Source organism: Bradyrhizobium sp. 521_C7_N1_3 (genome assembly GCF_052075975.1).
GTDB lineage: Bacteria > Pseudomonadota > Alphaproteobacteria > Rhizobiales > Xanthobacteraceae > Bradyrhizobium > Bradyrhizobium japonicum.
Map to the genome: position 1 here is coordinate 8374771 of NZ_CP197232.1, position 17945 is coordinate 8392715.

Here is a 17945-nt window from a genome sequence, read left to right on the forward strand (position 1 = left end):
GGAATCAACCCTTTAGGACATTTGTCCTGCGCAGGAGCGGCAGGATCAGAGCAAGCAGGCACGCGACGAGCGCGGCGTCCGCGAGCAGCAATTCGAGAAGCAGCAGCATGGGTCAGAACCGCTCGGGCCGCAGCAGCGCGTAAGTGAGGTAGAACAGGAGACCGATCGAGACGACGGCGGCGAGCGAATAATCGAAGGTCATGGTCCGCTCCCTCACAGCCGTTCGCAGGCGTAGGTGTAGCCGATCGCGAGCGCGAAGAAGCCAAAGCCCAGCGCCAGCATCAGAATGTCCATCATGGGAATGCTCCTCGTTGCGGCTTTATGTCGGACGCAACCGTTTCTCAGACGTCCGGCGGGCGCGTGGAACGAAGGAAATGCAATTCATTTCCACGGCACCAGCCGGGACTTTTGACCGTGTTGAAGTGCCACCACCGGCATAGGTTTTCGAGATGAGGCCTATGGCGACGTTATAGGAATCCCATAAAGGCCGGCACGTCGTAGCCGGTCGCTATGTGGCACCGACACTGTATTCCGGGCGGTCGTTCCGAGCGGGCAGCGCAGCGACACAAACCACCATCGCTTTCGCTACCGTTGTTAAGGCAGGCCATGGCCAGGGTCTTTTCAAAAAGCCCTGCTTCTATAAGCCTCGACCTTCGGCGGAGACGGCGGTCGGGGATCTGTCGCTCTTATCCGGAAGATTCCGTGCTCTTATGAAATCCCTATATCTCCCGTCCCGTCCCCATCTCGTTTTCAAATGCGCTTCCAGCCATCTTGGAGAGGCCGGCCGACTGACCGACGCCAATTCCAGGAGGCCTGACATGACCGCCGCTCTTCGACGCCTTGACCCACCCACCCTCAACCAGCGGCTTCGCACGGCACCGGCAATGACCCGCCCGCTGATGCTCGACATCATCGATCACGCCTGCCGGCGCTTCCCGTCGCGCGGACGGAGCGAGCGCAGTGCGCGTATCATGCGCCTGGTCGATGCCGAGGCCTGGACCGACGCCGCGCTGGCGCTGATCGAGCTCGAGCTGCCGCTGTGGCAGGTCCGCCGCATCGCCTATGACGAGGGCGAGTGGCATTGCGCGCTGTCGCGCGAGCGCGAATTGCCGGACTGGCTCGACGCCGCTGTCGAAGCCCGGCATGCCGATCTCGCGCTGGCATTGCTGTCGGCCTTCATCGAGGTGCAGGCATTGGCCGTGGAAATATCGCGGCCGAGCGTTCCCACGGTGCGTCCCGCCCCGGACCCGCTCTATCAGCCGGTCGCCTGCGAGAATTTCAGCTAGGCCAAGCGGAGGTTCGCGCCTTGCCGCAATCTTCGGACATGCCGCGGGTCCTCAGCCCGACGCGGGTGATCGCGCGCTTTGCCGTACGCATCGCACTGCTCGCCGCCTTTGCAGCCTTCGGCAGCGTCGGCTTTGCACGCAGCCTCTCCGCTCTGCTCTGGATGTCGATCATCCTGTGCGCTCTCGCCGGCCTCGTCAGGCGCGAGCCGCTGTTCGGTGCCGTCCTCAATCATTGGGACGAAGGCGTTGCCTTCGGCGCTCTGTTCGCGCTGCTTCAGGTCGTCAACGAGCTGGCCTGAACATCAGGCTTTATGACCTTCCTATGAGATCGTCGCGCAGCCTCACTCGAAATCATATTCGCTTGAAAAGATATTGATCGGGTGGTCGCGGGACACGCACCCGCCGCCCGCTTCAATTGGAAGGAATACGAAAGTGAAACTCGTCGAACCTCCCTCGTGCGGCTCTCCCTCGACCGTCGTCTTCATCGGCCGCAACCACAGGGGACAGTGGGTCGCCCAGCAGCAGAACGGCCTCTACGGTGGCCTGTTCGTCAACCGCGCCCAGGCCATCAAATATGCGCTGTTCGAAAACGGACAGCACCCCGAGACCATCATCGAGCTGCCACGCGAGATCGAGCTCGACATGGGCAGGAAGCCCGATGCCGCCGCTCCCAAGCGCGCCGCCTGAGCTCCTCGGTAAAAAACCATGTTCATCCCACCCTCCGCCTGGTTCACCGGGTTCATACCGGACCTGCCGACACCGTTCGATTCGGCCGACGCGATCGACCTGAAGGCGTTCGCCGCGCTCTGCGAGCGTCAGATCGCAGCCGGCGTGCCAGCACTGGTGGTGTGCGAGACCGCCGGCGAGGCACCGACGCTCTCGCCGGCCGAGCAGGCGCTGATCATTCGCACCGCGGTCGATGTCGCGCGTGGCCGCGTGCGGATCATTGCCGGCGCCGTCTCGAATTCAACGAGCCACGCTATCGAACTCGCGCGGCGCGCGGAAGCCGCCGGCGCCGATGCCGTGATGTCGGTGGTGCCCGCCTACAACAGGCCGATGCAGGAGGGAATGCTCGCGCATTTCCGTGCCATTGCTGGCGCGATCGGCCTGCCCGTGATCCTGCACGACACCCCCTCCCGCACGCTACGCCCGCTCGCCGATGAGACGCTTCTGCGTCTCGTCGAATCGCGCCGGTTCGTGGGCCTGCGCGATGCGAGCGGCGACATCACCCGCCCGATGCGCCTGTCCCGCCACCTGCCTGCCGGCTTTCGCTGTCTATCCGGCGACGACACCACCGCCTTCGGCTTCATCGCGGACGGCGGCGATGGCGCGATCTCGGAGATTGCCAACGTCGCGCCGGATCTCTGCCGCACGATTTTCTCACATGTCAGGCAGGGCCGGCTGCAATCCGCCCGCTACCTCGACAGGAGGCTGATGCCGCTCATCGCATGTCTCGCCAAGGAGAGCCCGGCCGCACTTAAATGTGCACTCGGCGTGCTTGGCCTGATGTCGCCCGCCACAAGACTTCCGATCGTTCCACTGGACGCAGCCGCGCAGAGGGACGTGGTACGCGCATTCGCCGCGATCGCCGACGAGGAGCTGATCGACGGTGTCAGTGCCTGACGCGTCGCACGGCATCCGGGTATCCCCATGCGGCAATCAATCGAAGGGCCTCACAGGCTGCTCCGCGCCTGGCAGTTGGCGCTGCTGCGCTTCGCCGTAACGCGGGAGGATTGCGACCGACTGAATGTCGCCGCGATCGCCGGCGAACTCGATCGTCTCGGCCGCCGCAACACCGACTGTTCCTGTCACTTCTTCCGTCGATCCAGCTCCCGGCTCTGCGCGGCCATCGATGGACAGCGCGAGGACGCCGAAGCGGTTCTGGGTCGCTTCTGCGAACAAATTGACGAGGCGCGGCTGCGGCTCGCCTTTGCGGCAGCCCTGGGAATCGCTGCTTCGCGCCCTGCTCCAACCGAACTTCGCCGCAAGCGGAGCCCGGATCTTTTCAGAGGACTGCCCTCGCGACGGACAGCTTCTTTATGAGATTCCTATGCCGCGAGCCCGGCGCTCATCTCGCAATCATACGCGCTCATGGCCATCATTCGAGGCAGATTGCGGCGGCCTCGGCCACCGCCATGCTGACGAAGGAATGCAGACATGTCGATGCTGACACATGGCGTTGAGCGCCCCCTTGGCTGGGCCGAACGCCCCGCACGGATCTCGCCGGAGCGCAAGGCGCAGCTCAAGCGCCTCGCGCTCAGCGCGCTGACCCTGCTCTCGATGGGCAGCGTGCTCACGGCGCTCATCGCGCTGAAGACCGCGATCTATGTCTGGCATCTCCACGCCTGACGGCATGGGAGACCATCATGACCTTGCAGATGTGTGAGGAAGCCGCCATGGCCGCGATTGCCCTTCAAGCCACGCGTCGCCAGCCCGAGCGACCGACAATGGCCGCGTCCGCGGCAGGGCTTGGACCTATCGACCCGGATGTCATAAGCACTGCCATCCCCGCCTTCTTCATCGGGCGCAACGGCGCCGGCCTCTGGGTCGCGCGCGAGGCGCATGGGCGCATCGGCGGTCTCTTCCTGTTCAAGAGCTCCGCGGTCGATTTCGCCAACCGGCAGAGTGGCCTCGCAAGATGCGCGCTGGTGTTTCCCGCCGAGACCTTCGAGCTCGATATCGAGAACCGCGGCAATCCGCTGATTGCGCTGGCGGAGGGCGCGAGGCGGCTCCTGGCCCGCGCGGCGACAAGGCTGCGGACATGATCGAGCTCAAGATCGCAATCCTGCTTGCGGTGATGGGTGCATTGCTGCTCGGCCTGCGCATCGGCGTCGCGCCCGCCACGGACAAGTAGCATGCAGCTCCTCAAGGGAAATCTGGAGCAGGCGGTCACGACGACGATCCTGACCATGACGCTGAGCCTGGTCTGGGGTGCGATCCTGACAATCGTGATCACGCTCGCGGCACGCGGGCTGGGAGTTTAGAACCCGGCAGATCGATGGACCGTGAATTGACCATGGCTGCCTACGAGGCGAGCAGCCGGGTGCGCGGCGCCGTCGCGATGCCCGCCTGAGCCCGCGTATCCCCGCGAAAAGATCTGGCCGATCTGGCGCAATTTCACGGAACCGTGTAGAGCGGTTTCATGAGCACAAGCAGCGTCAACGTCGTCGCCCACCCCTTGGTCCAGCACAAGCTCTCCCTGATGCGGGAGAAGGACCGCTCGACCAAGAGTTTTCGCGAGATCCTGAACGAGATCGGGATGCTGCTCGGCTACGAGGTGACGCGCGATCTGCCTCTGGAGCTGGTGGAGATCGAGACGCCGATCTCGCCGATGCGGGCGCCGAAGATCGCCGGCAAGAAGCTCACGCTGGCGCCGATCCTGCGCGCCGGCGTCGGCTTCCTCGACGGCATGCTGGCGCTGATGCCCTCGGCGCGCATCGCCCATATCGGGCTCTACCGCGACCCCGAGACATTGCAGGCGGTGGAATATTACTTCAAGGCGCCGCAGGACCTGTCCGACCGCACCGTGATCCTGATGGACCCGATGCTGGCGACCGGCAACTCGGCCTGCGCCGGTGCCTCCCTGCTCAAGGCGCGCGGCGCCCGCGACATCCGGTTCGTCTGCCTTCTGGCCGCGCCCGAAGGCATCGCGCAGTTCCAGAGCGAGCATCCCGACGTGCCGGTCTGGACCGCCGCGATCGATGAGCGGCTCAACGACCACGGCTACATCGTGCCGGGCCTGGGCGATGCCGGCGACCGGATGTTCGGCACCAAGTAGACAGATTTGCGCGATCGGGTTAGTCCGGTTGCATGAGCGTCAACCAAGTTTCGCTTCAATCGCTGATCGGCGCCGAAGGCGCCGAGCCCGCCTTCGTGTTTGACGGCAGGCCCGTCTCGCGCGCGGAATTCTCCGGGAAGGTCGAGCAGACTGCCGCATGGCTTGCCGCGCAAGGCATCGGCCAGGGCGACGTGGTCGCGGCGTGGCTGGTCAACCGGGTCGAATGGATCGCACTGCTGTTCGCCGCCGCCCGCTGCGGTGCGATCGTCGCCGCGGTCAATACCCGCTACCGCAGCGCGGAAGTCGGCCATCTGCTCAAGGTGTCCGGCGCCAGGCTGATGGTGGTCGAGGCCGCGTTCCGTTCGATCGATTTTGCCGCCATCCTCGCCGAGATCAGCAGGGACGAAGTGCCTGCGCTGCAAGGGCTCGCGGTGGTCGGCGGGGATGCTATCCCCGCACACTGGCCCTGTGCGCGCTTCGATGCGTTCGAGACGTCCTATCCGCCCGCGCCGCCGGCGCAGGACGATGTCGATCTGCCGGTGCTGCTCTACACGACATCGGGCACAACCAAGGGACCGAAGCTCGTCGCGCATTCACAGCGGACGCTCGCCACCCACGCCGCCTCCGTCGCCAAGGCGCTCAAACTCTCGCCACAGCGCCATTCGCTGCTGGCCATGCTGCCGTTCTGCGGCACCTTCGGCATGACCAGCCTGCTCGGCTTCATCGCAGCCGGCGCGACCATCCATGTGCTCGATGCTTTCGAGGCGGCATCGGCGTTGAAGGTCCTTGGCGAACACAAGATCACGCACGCCTTCGGCTCCGACGAGATGTTCCGCCGCATCCTCGTGCTCGCCGATGCGCCGCGGCCATTCCCGCATCTCGAAGTCTGCGGCTTCGCCGCGTTCCAGCCCGGCTGGCGCGAGCTCGCCGCGGAGGCCGAGGCGCGCGACATGCCGCTGTTCGGCCTCTACGGTTCGAGCGAGGTGCAGGCGCTGTTCTCGATTGCCCGCCCCGGTGATGCCTTCGCCGATCGCATCGACGGCGGCGGCTGGCCGATGTCTCCCGACGCGAAGGTGCGCGTGCGCGACACCGAGACCGGGGAGCTGGCGGCGCAAGGCGTCTCCGGCGAGATCGAGATCAGCGCGCCCTCGCGCTTCCTCGGCTATTTCAACAACCCGGATGCGACGCGCGATGCGATTACCGCCGACGGCTTCTTCCGCACCGGCGATATCGGCCGGATGCGCGGCGACGGCGCCTTCGTCTACGAGACCCGCGCGGGCGATGCGATGCGGCTCGGCGGCTTCCTGGTTGCGCCCGGCGAGATCGAGGACGAACTCAAAGCCTGCACGGGGGTTGCCGACGCCCAGGTCGTCGCGGTCGATCTCAAAGGTCAGGCGCGCTGCGTCGCCTTCGTGATTCCGGCCGAGGAGCCGCCGCAACCGGAGATGCTGGTGGCGCGCCTGCGCGAGCGGCTCGCCGGCTACAAAGTGCCGGCACGAATTTATGTCGTCGACGCTTTCCCCGTCACCGACAGCGCCAACGGTGTGAAAATCCAGCGCGCCCGGCTTCGCGCCATGGCGATGGAACGGATTGCCGCCGAATAGGCCCGCCTGTTTCAGATAGATCGCGAGATTCTAGCGCGCGGCGCCAAGCTGCGCCGACAGCGCATCGCGGTGCCCGGGCGCCGCGATCGCGATCATGCGGCGCGCACGCTCGGCAAGGCCGCAGCCGCGCAGCTCTGCGATACCCCATTCGGTCACGATGGCATCGACGTCGGCGCGCGGCGTCGTCACGGTCTCCACATTGACGACAATGCGGCTGGTCCCGTCGGACGCCGTCGCCGGCAGTGCGATGATCGCCCTGCCCGCGGGCGATGCATTGGCGCCGCGCACGAAATCGAGCTGCCCGCCGATGGCGCCGATCGCGACGCCGTTAAGCGTTTCGGAGTTCACGCTGCCATCGAGCCCGACCTGGAGCGCCGAGTTGATCGCGACCAGCCGGTTGATCCGCGCCAGCACGTTCTGGCCGTGCGTGTACAACGTCGGTCGCACCGAAACCGCCTTGTTCTCGTGCACGAAGCGATAGAGCCGCTTCGTGCCGATCACCTGATTCGTCACCGTGATTCCGGCGTCGATCCCCTTCTGCGCATTCGCCACCGCGCCGCGCTCGATCAGATCGACGACGGCGTCGTTGATCAGACCGGAATGGATGCCGAGATTGCGCGCATGGGAGAGCGAGGACAGGATCGCGTCCGGAATGCGTCCGACGCCGAACTGAAGCGTGCTGCCGTCGTCGATCAGGCTCGCCGCATGTGACGCGATTTTTCGTGAGGCGTCATCCAGCGGCGCCGGCGGCAGTTCGACGGGCGGACGGCGAGCAGCGACCCGCAGATGGATCGGCGCGTCCGCAGGCCATTCCGCGCCAAACGTCCAAGGCGCATCGGGATTGATCTCGGCGATGACGACGCGCGCGCCCCGTGCGGCATCGATGACATAATCGTTGGAGAGGCTCGCGCTCAATCGACCATCGCCGGACTCGGCGAGTTGCACCAGAACCACATCCGCACGGTGGCGCCGTGAAGCGAAATCGGCGCAGAAGGCGCTGTAGTTGCTCGGGATCACGTCGAGCCGCCCTGCTTTCGCAAGCCGCCGCGCATTGCCGATCACGCCATAGCTCTGGAACGAGATGCTGGGCGCGCACGCAGCGGAAAACGTGTCGGAGAACATTGGACCGACCATCATGCGGAACGACGGCAGATGCGCGGCTTGCGCGACCAGCGCTTCGGTCAGGGTGACCGGCTCAGCCGTTGCCTGCCCGCATACGACGCGGTCGCCCTCCCGGATCAGGCCGGAGAAGTCGAGGTTCATGGGCGTCCCCGCTCAGCGATCCGCGCGAAGACTAGTAAGACTTCGCCAGTCCGAGCACCTTTTCCGCGATGAAGCTGAGCGCGAGCTGCGGGCTGACCGGCGCGATGCGCGGGATCAGGACCTCGCGCAGATAACGCTCGACGTGGAACTCCTTGGCGTAGCCGAAGCCGCCATGGGTCATCACCGCCTGCTCGCAGGCATGGTATCCGGCTTCGCCTGCGAAATATTTCGCGGCGTTCGCGCCAGCGCCGCAGGGCAAGCCCTTGTCGTATTGCCAGGCTGCCTGCATCACCATCAGCCAGGCCGCCTCGAGCTCGACCCAGTTGACCGCGAGCGGATGCTGGATGCCCTGGTTCTTGCCGATCGGCCGGTTGAACACCACGCGCGTCTTGGCGTATTCGGTCGCGCGCGACAGCGCGAGCTTGCCAAGACCGACGGCTTCGGCGGCGATCAGGATCCGCTCCGGGTTCATGCCCTCGAGGATGTACTGGAAGCCCTTGCCCTCTTCGCCGATCCGGTCCTCCATCGGGATCTCGAAATCCTCGAAGAACAGCTCGTTGGAATCGACGATCTTGCGGCCCATCTTCTCGATCTCGTGGACCTTGATCTTCTTGCGGTCGAAATCGGTATAGAAGAGGCTCAGCCCATGGGTCGGCGAGCGTACCTCCTCCAGCGGCGTGGTGCGCGCCAGCAGCAAAATCTTGTGTGCGACCTGCGCGGTGGAGATCCACACTTTCTGGCCGTTGACGATGTAGCGGTCGTTCTTGGCCACAGCACGCGTCTTGAGCTGGGTGGTGTTGAGGCCGGTGTTGGGCTCTGTGACGGCGAAGCAGGCCTTCTCGCGGCCCTCGACCATCGGCGGCAGCATGCGCTTGCGCTGCTCCTCGGTGCCGAACACGACGACGGGATTGAGGCCGAACACGTTGATGTGCACCGCGGAGGCGCCGGACATGCCGGCGCCGGATTCCGCGATGGTGCGCATCATGATCGCGGCTTCGGTGATGCCGAGACCGGAGCCGCCATAGGCTTCGGGCACGCAGATGCCGAGCCAGCCGGCGTCCGCCAGCGCCTTGTGGAAGTCGTGCGGGAAGCCGCCGTCATGGTCCTTCTTCAGCCAATAGGCGTCGGGAAAACCTTCGCAGATCTTTGCGATGGCATCGCGAATGGCTTCCTGCTGATCGGTGAGCGCGAAATCCATGATGGTCTCCTTGTGGAGGCTCTCAAGCGCAATGACATTGCGCTCGAGTTCTTTGGTTGGGCATGATCTTCGGAAAGCCGCAGGACACTTTTCCGGATCATGCTGTGGTGCCTAGCGCCCCATCTGCGAGGGCAGCCAGAGGATGATAGACGGAAACGCCACCAGAATCGCGATTGCGATCAGGTGCGCGATGAAATGCGGGAAGGTACCGTGGAACACTTCCGCGACCGGCCGCTTGGCATAGCGGGCGACGATGAAGCAGTTGAGCCCCACCGGCGGCGTGATCATGCCGACCTCGGCGGTGACGATCTTGATGACACCGAACCAGATCGGATCGAAGCCGAGCGTCTTGATCAGCGGCAGCACGATCGGCACGGTCAGCACCAGGATTGCGATCTGGTCCATGAACGAGCCGAGCACGATGTAGCCGCACAGGATCAATGTGATGATCACCCAGCGCGAGGCCGGCAGGCTGCCGATCCAGGCGACGAGGTCCTGTGTGACATGGGTGAGCGTGAAGAAGTAACCGAAGATCGAGGCACCGACCAGGATCATGATGATCATGCAGGTGCCGTGGCAGGCGCGCAGCAGCGTCGCATAGAGCGATGACGGCGTGATCTTGCCCTTGACGATCGCGAGCAGGAAGGCGCCGAACGCGCCGAAGGCGGAGGCCTCCGTCGGCGTCGCGACGCCGAGATAGATCGTGCCGGTCACGATCGAGAACAGCACCACCATCGGCGAGACCTGCCACAGCAGCGCGAATTTCTCGCGCCATGGCACCGACTTCGCAGCCGGCGCGCGCGAAGGGTCCTGCCAGACCAGGAAATAGATCGTGGCCATGATGGTGAACGTCACCAGGATCGCCGGGATGATGCCGCTGATCAGCAGCTTGCCGATGTTCACTTCGGCCAGCAGGCCGAAGATGACGAGCGCGACGCTGGTCGGCAGCAGCATCGACAGCGTACCCGAGATCGCGACCACGCCGGCGGCCATCTTCGGCTCGTAGCCCTGGCGGATCATCGCCGGCAGGCTGGTCGAGGACAGCGTCGCGGCCGAGGCGGTCGAGGTACCGCAGATCGCACCAAAACCGGCGCCGGCGAGCGCGGTCGCCATTCCGAGGCCGCCGGGAATGCGGCCGACCCAGGCCGAAGCGGTCTTGAACAGATCGTCTGCGACACCCGACAGCAGCACGAGATCCGCCATCAGCAGGAACATCGGAATGGTGATCAGCTCGTAGGACGAGACGGTCGAGAGCGGCGCGGTTTGCAGGATGCCGAGCAGCGTGCCCCATCCACCGACCATCACGAGGCCGACCGAGCCGGAGAAGGCCATGGCGAAACCGACGGGCGTGCCGAGTGCGAGCAGGCCGAACAGCAGGGCGAGAACGATGAAAGGGGTCATGCAGGCCTGCCGTTACTCGAAGCCGCGTGCTTCGCCGACGCCGGTCACCGGCGGCAGCGGATAGAGATCGCGGCCGCTGACGAGGCTCAGCACATTGCCGACGAGCTGCAGCGCCAGCCGCAGCACCAGCACGCCGCAACCGAACGGCACCAGCGCAGCCGAAATCCAGGTCGGCCAGGGGATCGCGCCGGAGAGCACGTCGTGCTGCTCGTAGTTCTCCAGCGCGCGCTCGAAGCCGACCTTGCAGATCAGGATGAACACGAACAGGCCGGCGAGCGCCGTGACGATCTCGGACAACCGTCGCCCGGTCAGCGAGAAGCGCGACAGGAGGATGTCGACGCCGACATGGACATGCTCGCGCAACGCATCCGACAGCGTGAAGAAGAATACGCCGGCGAGGAGATAGAGCCCGATCAGATCATAGGTGAAGGAGAAAGGGCTGTTCAGCGCGTAACGCATGAACACGTCGGCCACCACCAGCAGCATGATCACGAACATGAACACCACCGCGATCACCGTCAGCGCGCGCTCCAGCGCGCCGAGCACATCTCCTGCCCGTTTGATCACCTCTAGCGCCTCCCTGTTGGATGTCGGACTATCTGGCGCTCTACTTGGCGCCGCCGGCGGCGAGCAGATCGTCGAACTCCTTCAGCGCGGCAGACGCCTGCTTGCCGCGGCTGTCGAGCCCGCTCGCCCACTCCTTGCCGACGCCCTTGAGCTTGTCCTTGATCTCCGTGCGCGTCGCCTCCGGCACCGGCTCGAAGCTGATGCCTTCGTCCTGCATTTGCTTCTTGGTGACTTCGCCTTCCTTTTCGACGCCGGCGCAGGCCTGCGGAGTAATCGCCTCCGAAGCCTCGTTCATCGCCTTCTTCACGTCGTCGGGCAGCTTGTCCCAGACCGACTGGTTGATGGAATAGGCGACGATGAAGCTGCCGAAGCTGACGCCTTCGGTGGCGTGCTTGACCAGCTTGTCGAGGCCGTAGGAGACGACGCTGTCGAGCGGGAACAGCAGGCCGTCCATCGTGCCGCGCGACAGCGACTCATAGGCATCGGGCGCAGCCATGCGCACCGGCACGGCACTGAGCGCACGCAGCGTCAGGTCCTGCGCGCCGCCCGTGGTGCGCAGCTTCAGGCCCTGCATGTCCTTGGTGGTTTCCACCTTCGACTTGACGGTCCACACCTGATAGGGCGGCAACACGACGGCGAGCAGCAGCTTGATCCTGTTCGGCGCGTATTCCTGCTTGGCGAGAATGCCTTCACGCGCGGTCTTCCAATAAGCGAGCGTGCCCTGGCAGCTGGTTGCGAACGCGCCCGGCAATTGCGCGACCTCCGACAGCGGCATCTTGTCGGAGACATAGGACGGCCCGATGTAGCCGATGTCGACCACGCCGGACTGGGTCAGCCGTAACATGTCGGCGGCCTTGCCGATCTGCTGGTTCGGATAATAGGTGAAGGTCACCGCGCCGTTGGTGCGTCTGGTGACGTCGTCCATCCAGGGCTTCAGCATCAAGCGGACGAGATAGTGACCTGCGGGGAAGCTATCGGCGACCTTCAGCTCCAGGGCCTGCGCCTGCAGCGTCGAGACCGGCAGCGAGAGAGCGAGCACCGCTGCGGCCCGGACCAGATTCTTCTTCATGTCGTTCTCCTTGACGCGTCCCCACGCCGAACGCGGCAGCGAATTGCTGCGGCACCGTCCGGCCCTCGCTCTATTTCTTGCTTAAAAAAATGTACATATATGTGAATTTATCTGTCAAGTATATGAACTATGCATGGAGCTATGCGCCACACCCCGGAGCCGCCGAATTGACACGGCCGCTTTATGAACTCTAACTCCACGTATATGAATTTACCCAACGAGGCCTCATGGGACCGCTCGCCGGCTTCACCATTCTCGACCTGACCTCGGTGCTGATGGGCCCCTACGGCACCCAGGTGCTGGCGGACATGGGCGCCGACGTGATCAAGGTCGAAAGCCCCGAGGGCGACATCGTTCGCCAGATCGGTCCCGGCCGCACGCCCGGCATGGGCGGGATGTTCCTCAATGCCAATCGCGGCAAGCGCAGCATCGTGCTCGACCTGAAGAAGACGGAAGGCCGCGGCACCTTGCTACGGCTCGCGAAGCACGCCAACGCGCTCGTCTACAATGTGCGCCCACAGGCAATGGCGCGGCTCGGCCTCGACTACGAGACACTTCGCGAAATCAATCCCGCGCTCGTCTATGTCGGCGCGTTCGGCTACGGCCAGTCCGGGCCCTATGCCGCAAAGCCCGCCTACGACGATCTGATCCAGGGCGCGGCCACCATTCCGACGCTGCTTGCGGCGGCCGGCGATGGCACGCCGCGCTACGTCCCCGTCACCATCGCCGACCGCATCGTCGGCCTGATGCTGGTCAATGCGATCATGGGCGGGTTGATGCATCAGAGCCGCACCGGCGTCGGCCAGCGCATCGACGTGCCGATGTTCGAATCGATGACGGAGTTCGTGCTGGTCGATCATCTGGGTGGACTGACCTACGATCCGCCGCTCGACCATGGCGGCTACGCCCGCCTGCTGTCGCGCTATCGCCGCCCCTACAAGACCAGCGATGGCTATCTCTGCGTGCTGATCTACAACGACAAGCACTGGCGCAGCTTCTTCGAGGCGATCGGGCAGCCGCATTTCCTCGATCAGCCCCGCTTCGCCAACCACGCCGCGCGGACGAAGCATATCGACGAGATCTATGAGGAGATCGGCCACATCTTCCTCACACGCACCACCGCAGAATGGCGCGATCTGCTGGAGCGCGCCGACATTCCGGTGATGCCGATGCATACGCTGGAGACAATCCTCGAAGATCCGCATCTCCAAGCGATCGACTTCTTCAGGACCGTCGATCATCCCGTCGAGGGCCGGATCCGCCAGATGCGTGTGCCCTCCACCTGGAGCGTAACCCAGCCGGAAGCCGCCGGCCCCGCACCGACGCTCGGCCAGCATGGCCGCGACATTTTGCGCGAGGCCGGCTTCTCGACCGAGGAAATCGAGCAGCTCGCAGAGCAAGAAGCAGTTCACCTGGCCGCGCCGCCCTAACGGCAGCGCTGGCCAGAATCGCAGCGATACAGGGAGGAAACCGCGATGGCCGGACTTTATTTCGAGGACTTTTCCGTGGGCCAGGAGTTCAGGCATCCGCTGACCCGGACCGTCACGGAGATGGACAACACCATGTTCAGCCTGCTGACGCTCAACCCGCAGCCGCTGCATATCGACGCGCATTTCGCTGAAAAGACCGAGTTCGGCCAGCGCATTTTCAACAGCCTTTACACCCTCGGCATCATGATCGGCATGACGGTCTATGATACGACCATGGGGACCACCGTTGCCAATCTCGGCATGACCGACGTCACGTTCCCAAAACCGGTCTTCCATGGCGACACCTTGCGGGCGACGACGAAGGTGCTTTCGTTGAGGGAATCCAAATCGCGCCCGAGAGCGGGTATCGTCGAGTTCGAGCACCACGCCTTGAACCAGAACGACGAGATCGTCGGCAAATGCCGCCGCATGGCGATGATGCACAAGAGGCCGGTCTGATGCGTTCGATGCTGTTCGTGCCGGGGGATTCCCCGCGCAAATTCGAGAAGGCGAGCGAAGGCAAGGCCGACGCGCTGATCATCGATCTCGAGGATTCCGTCGTCACCGAGAAGAAGCCGGAAGCGCGCAGGCTGACGCTTGCGATGCTGAAGGGCCGCCCCGGCCCGCATCAGCTCTATGTCCGCGTCAACGCGCTCGACACCGGCCTGACGCTCACCGATCTCGCCGCGGTGATGCCCGGCAAGCCCGACGGCATCGTGCTGCCGAAATCGCAAGGCGGCGACGACGTGCGGCAGGTCGCAACCTGGCTCGAAGCCCTGGAAGCAGCGGCCGGCATCACGGTCGGCGCGACCCGCATCGTTTGCGTCGCGACCGAAACCGCCAGCTCGATCTTCGGTCTCGGCAGCTACAAGAACTGCTCCCCTCGCCTCGCCGGATTGATGTGGGGCGCGGAGGATCTCTCGGCTTCGCTCGGCGCTACCGAGAAGGCCTCGGGCGGCGTGTTCCACAGCCCCTACCGCCTCGCGCGCGATCTCTGCCTGATGGCGGCGGCCGCAGCCGAGGTCGCGCCGATCGACACCGTCTATACCGATATCGACAACCTCGCCGGCCTCGAGCAGGAAACGCGCGCCGCGCGGCGCGACGGCTTTTCGGCGAAGGCGCTGATCCATCCGAAACATGTCGACGTCGTCAACGCGGCATTCGAGCCGACCGAGGCTGAGCGCACCTGGGCGGAAAAGGTGATCGCCGCATTCGCGAGCAATCCGAACTCCGGCACGCTGCGTCTCGACGGCCAGATGATCGACAAGCCGCATCTTCGCGCCGCGAAGAAGATCCTTGGCCAGCCCTAGATCGGAACGCCGCCACCATGATCGTTCGCCAAGCCGCCAACGTCCTGGAGATCATGGAATTCTTCGCGCAAACGAGGAAGCCGGCGACGCTTGCCGAGATCGCTGATCATTTCGGCTGGCCGCGCTCGTCGACCTTCAACCTGCTCGCGACGCTCTCGGAGAAGGGCTATCTCTACGAGCCGCGGCCGCGTGCCGGCTTCTATCCGACGCCGCGATGGCTGGCGATGGCGCGAATGATCTCCGAGGTCGAGCCGCTGCCGCCGTGGACGCATCAGCTGATCACCGATCTCTCCGCGGAGACCGGCGAGACTGCATCCATCGTGGCGCCGGCCGGCGTGATGGCCGTGTTCATCGACGTCGTCGAATCCCAGGCCGCGATCCGCTATTTCGCGACCATCGGCCACCGCGTGCCGATCCACGCGACCGCGAGTGGTCGCGCCCTGCTGCTGCAATATTCGCAGGAAGAACGCGACTCCGTCTATCGCAAGATCGAATTCAAGCAATACGGGCCCTCGACGCCGATCAGCATCGAGGCGGTCGAGATCGAGCTGCGCAATTCGATCGCGCGCGGCTACTGCCAGAGCTTCGCCGATTACAGCCGCGACCTCGCCGGCGCGGCGATCCCGCTGCCAATTGGTGATCGCCGGCTCTCCGTCGTCGTCGCAGGGCCGGAATTTCGCATTGGTCCAAAAGTGCCGGAGGTGGCCGCGCTGATTGCACGGACCGTCGAGCGGCTGCGGCCGAAGACGACCGCGGCCTAGAGCCGGAACCTCATTCGAGTCCCTGAACGGGCGGGGTCGAAGTCTCCGCCGGCGGAGCCGGGGCAGCTTGAACTGGCTGCACCGGGGGCGCGGCTTGAGCCGGCGGATTGCTGGCAGCTCCGATCTGGCCGTTGGCATTCATCGCCTCACGTGCGCGCGGCGGAGCGCCGGTCGCGGCTGCGCGGTACGCCTCGCGGCGTGGCGGCTGCTGCTGTCTTGCCGACCGCGAACCTCTCACGCCCCATGACCTCGCGATTGAAGGACCGGCGGTATAGCCAATCACTGCGCCCGCGACCGCACCGACCGGACCGAGCACGACGGCCCCGGACACGGCGCCGATCGCCGCAGCACCAGCGCGCTCCTGCGCAACGGCGCTCGCAGGCACGCCAGCCAGCAGCACGACCGCAGTGATCAAAACTTTCTTCATCGGAGCGCCTCCATCTCGGGAGATCACTCTTACTCAAATATGGCCGCACGAGGTTTGTTCGTTGCCCAACACGAGGCAAAGGCCGACGGAACTCCGGCAATTCAAAGGCCCGCGCCGCCAGTCGCGGTTCCAGCGGACGCAGTTCGGCGCAACTACGGCGCGATCTTGTCGCTGGTAAATCCGTTACCATCGAGCGCACGACGCACGGTGCCGTCGACCTTGGCTTCATCCAGGAAGCGCGCCGCCCAGGCCTTCGCCACGGCCTTGCCTTTGGGAACGACCACGACCACGCCGGTCGATTGGATCACCTCATCCAACACCTTGGTTCCGGGCAGTTTGCGCGAAAGGTCTTCCAGAGCTCCCATGCCCATCGGCAGAGCATCGAGCTGCCCCTTGCCGATCAATTCGGCCGCCTCTTCGGGCTTCACGAACTTTGTCAGCTTCGCCTGCTTCAGCGACTTCTCGACCGTACGTGACGTCGATGTCCCTTCGATGCAGCCGACCCGCATGCCGGCGCGATCGACGTCCGCAACCGAGCCGACGTCCGAACCGGCGCGCACGAGATAGCCGCTCATATAGGCGACGTAAGCGGGGCCCTGGTCCACGAACTGTTCGCGTTTGACGTCCGCCGGCATGAAGGAGAGATCCCAGACGTCCTTGCTGCTGGCCGCGGCGATCTCGTCGGAGCTCTGATATTCGACGAGCTGGAGCGGAACGTGCAGCTTGTCAGCGGCGGCCCTGGCGAGCTCGACGGTAACGCCGCGCGGCTTTCCGGTGGAAGGATCGCGCGTGGTCCAGAAGGCCGACGCGGCCGGGCCGACGGCCACCGCCACGCGGAGCGCTCCCGTCGGCGCGATGTCGACGGGGCCTTCGGCTTTCAAGCTGGGAATGGAGGTCATGGTGAAGACCAAGCCCAACGCAGCAATCAGACCACGCCGCAACATTTTGCGCCTCCAAGGGCGATCCGACCTCTCCCCGCAAGCGGGGAGAGGTAAAGAACTACACGATCTTGATCGACATATCGGGCAGGCCCTCGAGCTTGCACAAGAGCACGTCGCCCTTCACCACCGGGCCGACATTCTCCGGCGTGCCGGAATAGATGATGTCGCCGGCCTTCAGCTCGAACGCTTCCGACAGCTTTGCGATCTGCTCGGCCACGCTCCAGATCATCTTGCTGAGATCCGAGCTCTGCTTCACCGTCCCGTTGATCGCCAGCGAAATTGCGCCCTTCTCGAAGTGGCCGGTCTTGCTCACGGGGTGGATAGGGCCAATCACCGCGGCGTGGTCAAAACTCTTGCCGATCTCCCAAGGCTTCTTTTCCGCGGCCATGCCGTTCTGGAGATCGCGCCGGGTCATGTCGAGGCCGAGCGCGTAGCCATAGACATGGTCGAGTGCCTTGTCGGCCGGGATGTTGGTGCCTCCCGATTTCAGCGCGGCGACCAGTTCGACCTCGTGGTGATAGTTCTTGGTCAGCGACGGATAGGGATGGTCGGCAACCTCGCCGACCGCGACGTTCTGGATCGCGTCGGTCGGCTTCTGGAAGAAGAACGGCGGCTCGCGGTTCGGATCCGAGCCGCGCTCGATGGCGTGCGCCGCATAGTTGCGGCCGATACAGTAGATGCGGCGGACCTGGAACACACTCGTCTCGCCGACGATCGGGATCGCGACCATCGGCACCGGGAAGATCGGCTTGGGTGCGGCCTGCGCCGAAGCCGGCGCCGCCTCAGTAAGGCCTGCTGCAGTCATCGCGGCGGCGGCCGTGAGCACGCTGCGTCGCGTGGTTTTTGTCATGGCTTCACTCCCTGATTTCGT

At 64.8% G+C, this 17945-nt stretch carries 22 protein-coding genes and 1 pseudogene; 14 read left to right on the top strand and 9 right to left on the bottom strand.

Translation table 11 applies throughout. The features are described 5' to 3' along the window. Positions 1-112 precede the first annotated feature (112 nt). Complete coding sequence (locus AB7008_RS39360) at positions 113-202, bottom strand: K(+)-transporting ATPase subunit F (RefSeq protein WP_304491197.1); 90 nt, start codon at positions 200-202, stop codon at positions 113-115. A gap of 616 nt (positions 203-818) precedes the next feature. Here AB7008_RS39360 and AB7008_RS39365 point away from each other — a divergent pair. The 10 genes from AB7008_RS39365 to AB7008_RS39410 all read left to right on the top strand — a co-directional run bounded on the left by AB7008_RS39365 (position 819) and on the right by AB7008_RS39410 (position 6668). After that, entirely contained in the window at positions 819-1286 is a 468-nt protein-coding gene (locus AB7008_RS39365) for a hypothetical protein (protein ID WP_304491198.1), read from the top strand. A gap of 20 nt (positions 1287-1306) precedes the next feature. Beyond that, positions 1307-1585, top strand: a complete 279-nt coding sequence (locus AB7008_RS39370; RefSeq protein WP_248879631.1) for a hypothetical protein — start codon at positions 1307-1309, stop codon at positions 1583-1585. A gap of 133 nt (positions 1586-1718) precedes the next feature. Then, positions 1719-1973 (top strand): hypothetical protein, encoded by a 255-nt coding sequence (locus tag AB7008_RS39375; protein ID WP_304491199.1) that lies wholly within the window; start codon positions 1719-1721, stop codon positions 1971-1973. An 18-nt stretch (positions 1974-1991) separates the two neighbouring features. Beyond that, complete coding sequence (gene dapA, locus AB7008_RS39380) at positions 1992-2909, top strand: 4-hydroxy-tetrahydrodipicolinate synthase (protein ID WP_304491200.1); 918 nt, start codon at positions 1992-1994, stop codon at positions 2907-2909. 27 nt (positions 2910-2936) lie between these two features. After that, positions 2937-3329, top strand: a complete 393-nt coding sequence (locus tag AB7008_RS39385; RefSeq protein WP_304491201.1) for a hypothetical protein — start codon at positions 2937-2939, stop codon at positions 3327-3329. 114 nt (positions 3330-3443) lie between these two features. After that, positions 3444-3635, top strand: coding sequence for a hypothetical protein (locus AB7008_RS39390; RefSeq protein ID WP_028160680.1), 192 nt, complete (start codon positions 3444-3446; stop codon positions 3633-3635). Positions 3636-3652: 17 nt separating this feature from the next. Continuing rightward, on the top strand, positions 3653-4051 hold the full coding sequence (locus AB7008_RS39395) for a hypothetical protein (RefSeq protein ID WP_304491202.1): 399 nt from the start codon (positions 3653-3655) through the stop codon (positions 4049-4051). A 90-nt stretch (positions 4052-4141) separates the two neighbouring features. Next, complete coding sequence (locus AB7008_RS39400; protein WP_304491203.1) at positions 4142-4270, top strand: hypothetical protein; 129 nt, start codon at positions 4142-4144, stop codon at positions 4268-4270. Between the two features lie 158 nt (positions 4271-4428). Next, positions 4429-5064, top strand: coding sequence for a uracil phosphoribosyltransferase (gene upp / locus AB7008_RS39405; protein ID WP_014492764.1), 636 nt, complete (start codon positions 4429-4431; stop codon positions 5062-5064). Between the two features lie 32 nt (positions 5065-5096). Next, positions 5097-6668, top strand: coding sequence for an AMP-binding protein (locus AB7008_RS39410; protein WP_304491204.1), 1572 nt, complete (start codon positions 5097-5099; stop codon positions 6666-6668). 30 nt (positions 6669-6698) lie between these two features. Here AB7008_RS39410 and AB7008_RS39415 read toward each other — a convergent pair whose 3' ends face one another. The 5 genes from AB7008_RS39415 to AB7008_RS39435 form a co-directional block, all read right to left on the bottom strand. Next, positions 6699-7931, bottom strand: coding sequence for an acetyl-CoA hydrolase/transferase family protein (locus AB7008_RS39415; protein ID WP_304491205.1), 1233 nt, complete (start codon positions 7929-7931; stop codon positions 6699-6701). Between the two features lie 31 nt (positions 7932-7962). Next, on the bottom strand, positions 7963-9129 hold the full coding sequence (locus AB7008_RS39420; protein ID WP_014492761.1) for an acyl-CoA dehydrogenase family protein: 1167 nt from the start codon (positions 9127-9129) through the stop codon (positions 7963-7965). 111 nt (positions 9130-9240) lie between these two features. Next, complete coding sequence (locus AB7008_RS39425; protein WP_028160685.1) at positions 9241-10530, bottom strand: TRAP transporter large permease; 1290 nt, start codon at positions 10528-10530, stop codon at positions 9241-9243. 12 nt (positions 10531-10542) lie between these two features. Then, a complete protein-coding gene (locus AB7008_RS39430; RefSeq protein ID WP_208069839.1) occupies positions 10543-11097 on the bottom strand; it encodes a TRAP transporter small permease in 555 nt (184 codons plus the stop codon). Between the two features lie 40 nt (positions 11098-11137). Then, positions 11138-12166: a TRAP transporter substrate-binding protein gene (locus AB7008_RS39435; protein WP_304491207.1), complete on the bottom strand. Its 1029-nt coding sequence runs from the start codon at positions 12164-12166 to the stop codon at positions 11138-11140. 227 nt (positions 12167-12393) lie between these two features. Between AB7008_RS39435 and AB7008_RS39440 the strand changes: the two genes are divergently transcribed. The 4 genes and pseudogenes from AB7008_RS39440 to AB7008_RS39455 all read left to right on the top strand — a co-directional run bounded on the left by AB7008_RS39440 (position 12394) and on the right by AB7008_RS39455 (position 15706). Continuing rightward, positions 12394-13596 carry a CaiB/BaiF CoA transferase family protein gene (locus AB7008_RS39440; RefSeq protein WP_304491208.1) on the top strand — a complete coding sequence of 401 codons (1203 nt, stop codon included), beginning with the start codon at positions 12394-12396 and terminating at the stop codon, positions 13594-13596. A gap of 30 nt (positions 13597-13626) precedes the next feature. Then, positions 13627-14094 (top strand): annotated as a pseudogene (locus AB7008_RS39445) (MaoC family dehydratase); the annotation flags it as partial. Continuing rightward, entirely contained in the window at positions 14094-14945 is an 852-nt protein-coding gene (locus AB7008_RS39450; protein ID WP_304491209.1) for an HpcH/HpaI aldolase/citrate lyase family protein, read from the top strand. The pseudogene AB7008_RS39445 and the gene AB7008_RS39450, both read left to right, overlap by 1 nt. A 17-nt stretch (positions 14946-14962) precedes the next feature. Then, positions 14963-15706, top strand: a complete 744-nt coding sequence (locus AB7008_RS39455; RefSeq protein WP_304491210.1) for an IclR family transcriptional regulator — start codon at positions 14963-14965, stop codon at positions 15704-15706. A gap of 10 nt (positions 15707-15716) precedes the next feature. Here AB7008_RS39455 and AB7008_RS39460 read toward each other — a convergent pair whose 3' ends face one another. The 3 genes from AB7008_RS39460 to AB7008_RS39470 all read right to left on the bottom strand — a co-directional run bounded on the left by AB7008_RS39460 (position 15717) and on the right by AB7008_RS39470 (position 17924). Further along, the gene (locus AB7008_RS39460) at positions 15717-16133 is read right to left on the bottom strand and encodes a hypothetical protein (RefSeq protein WP_041953121.1); all 417 of its coding nucleotides are present in this window, start codon (positions 16131-16133) and stop codon (positions 15717-15719) included. 152 nt (positions 16134-16285) lie between these two features. Continuing rightward, complete coding sequence (locus AB7008_RS39465) at positions 16286-17077, bottom strand: transporter substrate-binding domain-containing protein (protein WP_441260548.1); 792 nt, start codon at positions 17075-17077, stop codon at positions 16286-16288. A 55-nt stretch (positions 17078-17132) separates the two neighbouring features. Next, positions 17133-17924 (bottom strand): fumarylacetoacetate hydrolase family protein, encoded by a 792-nt coding sequence (locus AB7008_RS39470; RefSeq protein WP_441260549.1) that lies wholly within the window; start codon positions 17922-17924, stop codon positions 17133-17135. Between the last annotated feature and the right edge of the window lie 21 nt (positions 17925-17945).

Coding starts and splice junctions, on each gene's coding strand:
- AB7008_RS39360 (WP_304491197.1), bottom strand. CDS start 202: ATGACCTTCGATTATTCGCTCGCCGCCGTCGTCTCGATCGGTCTCCTG.
- AB7008_RS39365 (WP_304491198.1), top strand. CDS start 819: ATGACCGCCGCTCTTCGACGCCTTGACCCACCCACCCTCAACCAGCGG.
- dapA (WP_304491200.1), top strand. CDS start 1,992: ATGTTCATCCCACCCTCCGCCTGGTTCACCGGGTTCATACCGGACCTG.
- AB7008_RS39385 (WP_304491201.1), top strand. CDS start 2,937: ATGCGGCAATCAATCGAAGGGCCTCACAGGCTGCTCCGCGCCTGGCAG.
- AB7008_RS39390 (WP_028160680.1), top strand. CDS start 3,444: ATGTCGATGCTGACACATGGCGTTGAGCGCCCCCTTGGCTGGGCCGAA.
- AB7008_RS39395 (WP_304491202.1), top strand. CDS start 3,653: ATGACCTTGCAGATGTGTGAGGAAGCCGCCATGGCCGCGATTGCCCTT.
- AB7008_RS39400 (WP_304491203.1), top strand. CDS start 4,142: ATGCAGCTCCTCAAGGGAAATCTGGAGCAGGCGGTCACGACGACGATC.
- upp (WP_014492764.1), top strand. CDS start 4,429: ATGAGCACAAGCAGCGTCAACGTCGTCGCCCACCCCTTGGTCCAGCAC.
- AB7008_RS39410 (WP_304491204.1), top strand. CDS start 5,097: ATGAGCGTCAACCAAGTTTCGCTTCAATCGCTGATCGGCGCCGAAGGC.
- AB7008_RS39415 (WP_304491205.1), bottom strand. CDS start 7,931: ATGAACCTCGACTTCTCCGGCCTGATCCGGGAGGGCGACCGCGTCGTA.
- AB7008_RS39420 (WP_014492761.1), bottom strand. CDS start 9,129: ATGGATTTCGCGCTCACCGATCAGCAGGAAGCCATTCGCGATGCCATC.
- AB7008_RS39425 (WP_028160685.1), bottom strand. CDS start 10,530: ATGACCCCTTTCATCGTTCTCGCCCTGCTGTTCGGCCTGCTCGCACTC.
- AB7008_RS39435 (WP_304491207.1), bottom strand. CDS start 12,166: ATGAAGAAGAATCTGGTCCGGGCCGCAGCGGTGCTCGCTCTCTCGCTG.
- AB7008_RS39440 (WP_304491208.1), top strand. CDS start 12,394: ATGGGACCGCTCGCCGGCTTCACCATTCTCGACCTGACCTCGGTGCTG.
- AB7008_RS39450 (WP_304491209.1), top strand. CDS start 14,094: ATGCGTTCGATGCTGTTCGTGCCGGGGGATTCCCCGCGCAAATTCGAG.
- AB7008_RS39455 (WP_304491210.1), top strand. CDS start 14,963: ATGATCGTTCGCCAAGCCGCCAACGTCCTGGAGATCATGGAATTCTTC.
- AB7008_RS39460 (WP_041953121.1), bottom strand. CDS start 16,133: ATGAAGAAAGTTTTGATCACTGCGGTCGTGCTGCTGGCTGGCGTGCCT.
- AB7008_RS39465 (WP_441260548.1), bottom strand. CDS start 17,077: ATGTTGCGGCGTGGTCTGATTGCTGCGTTGGGCTTGGTCTTCACCATG.
- AB7008_RS39470 (WP_441260549.1), bottom strand. CDS start 17,924: ATGACAAAAACCACGCGACGCAGCGTGCTCACGGCCGCCGCCGCGATG.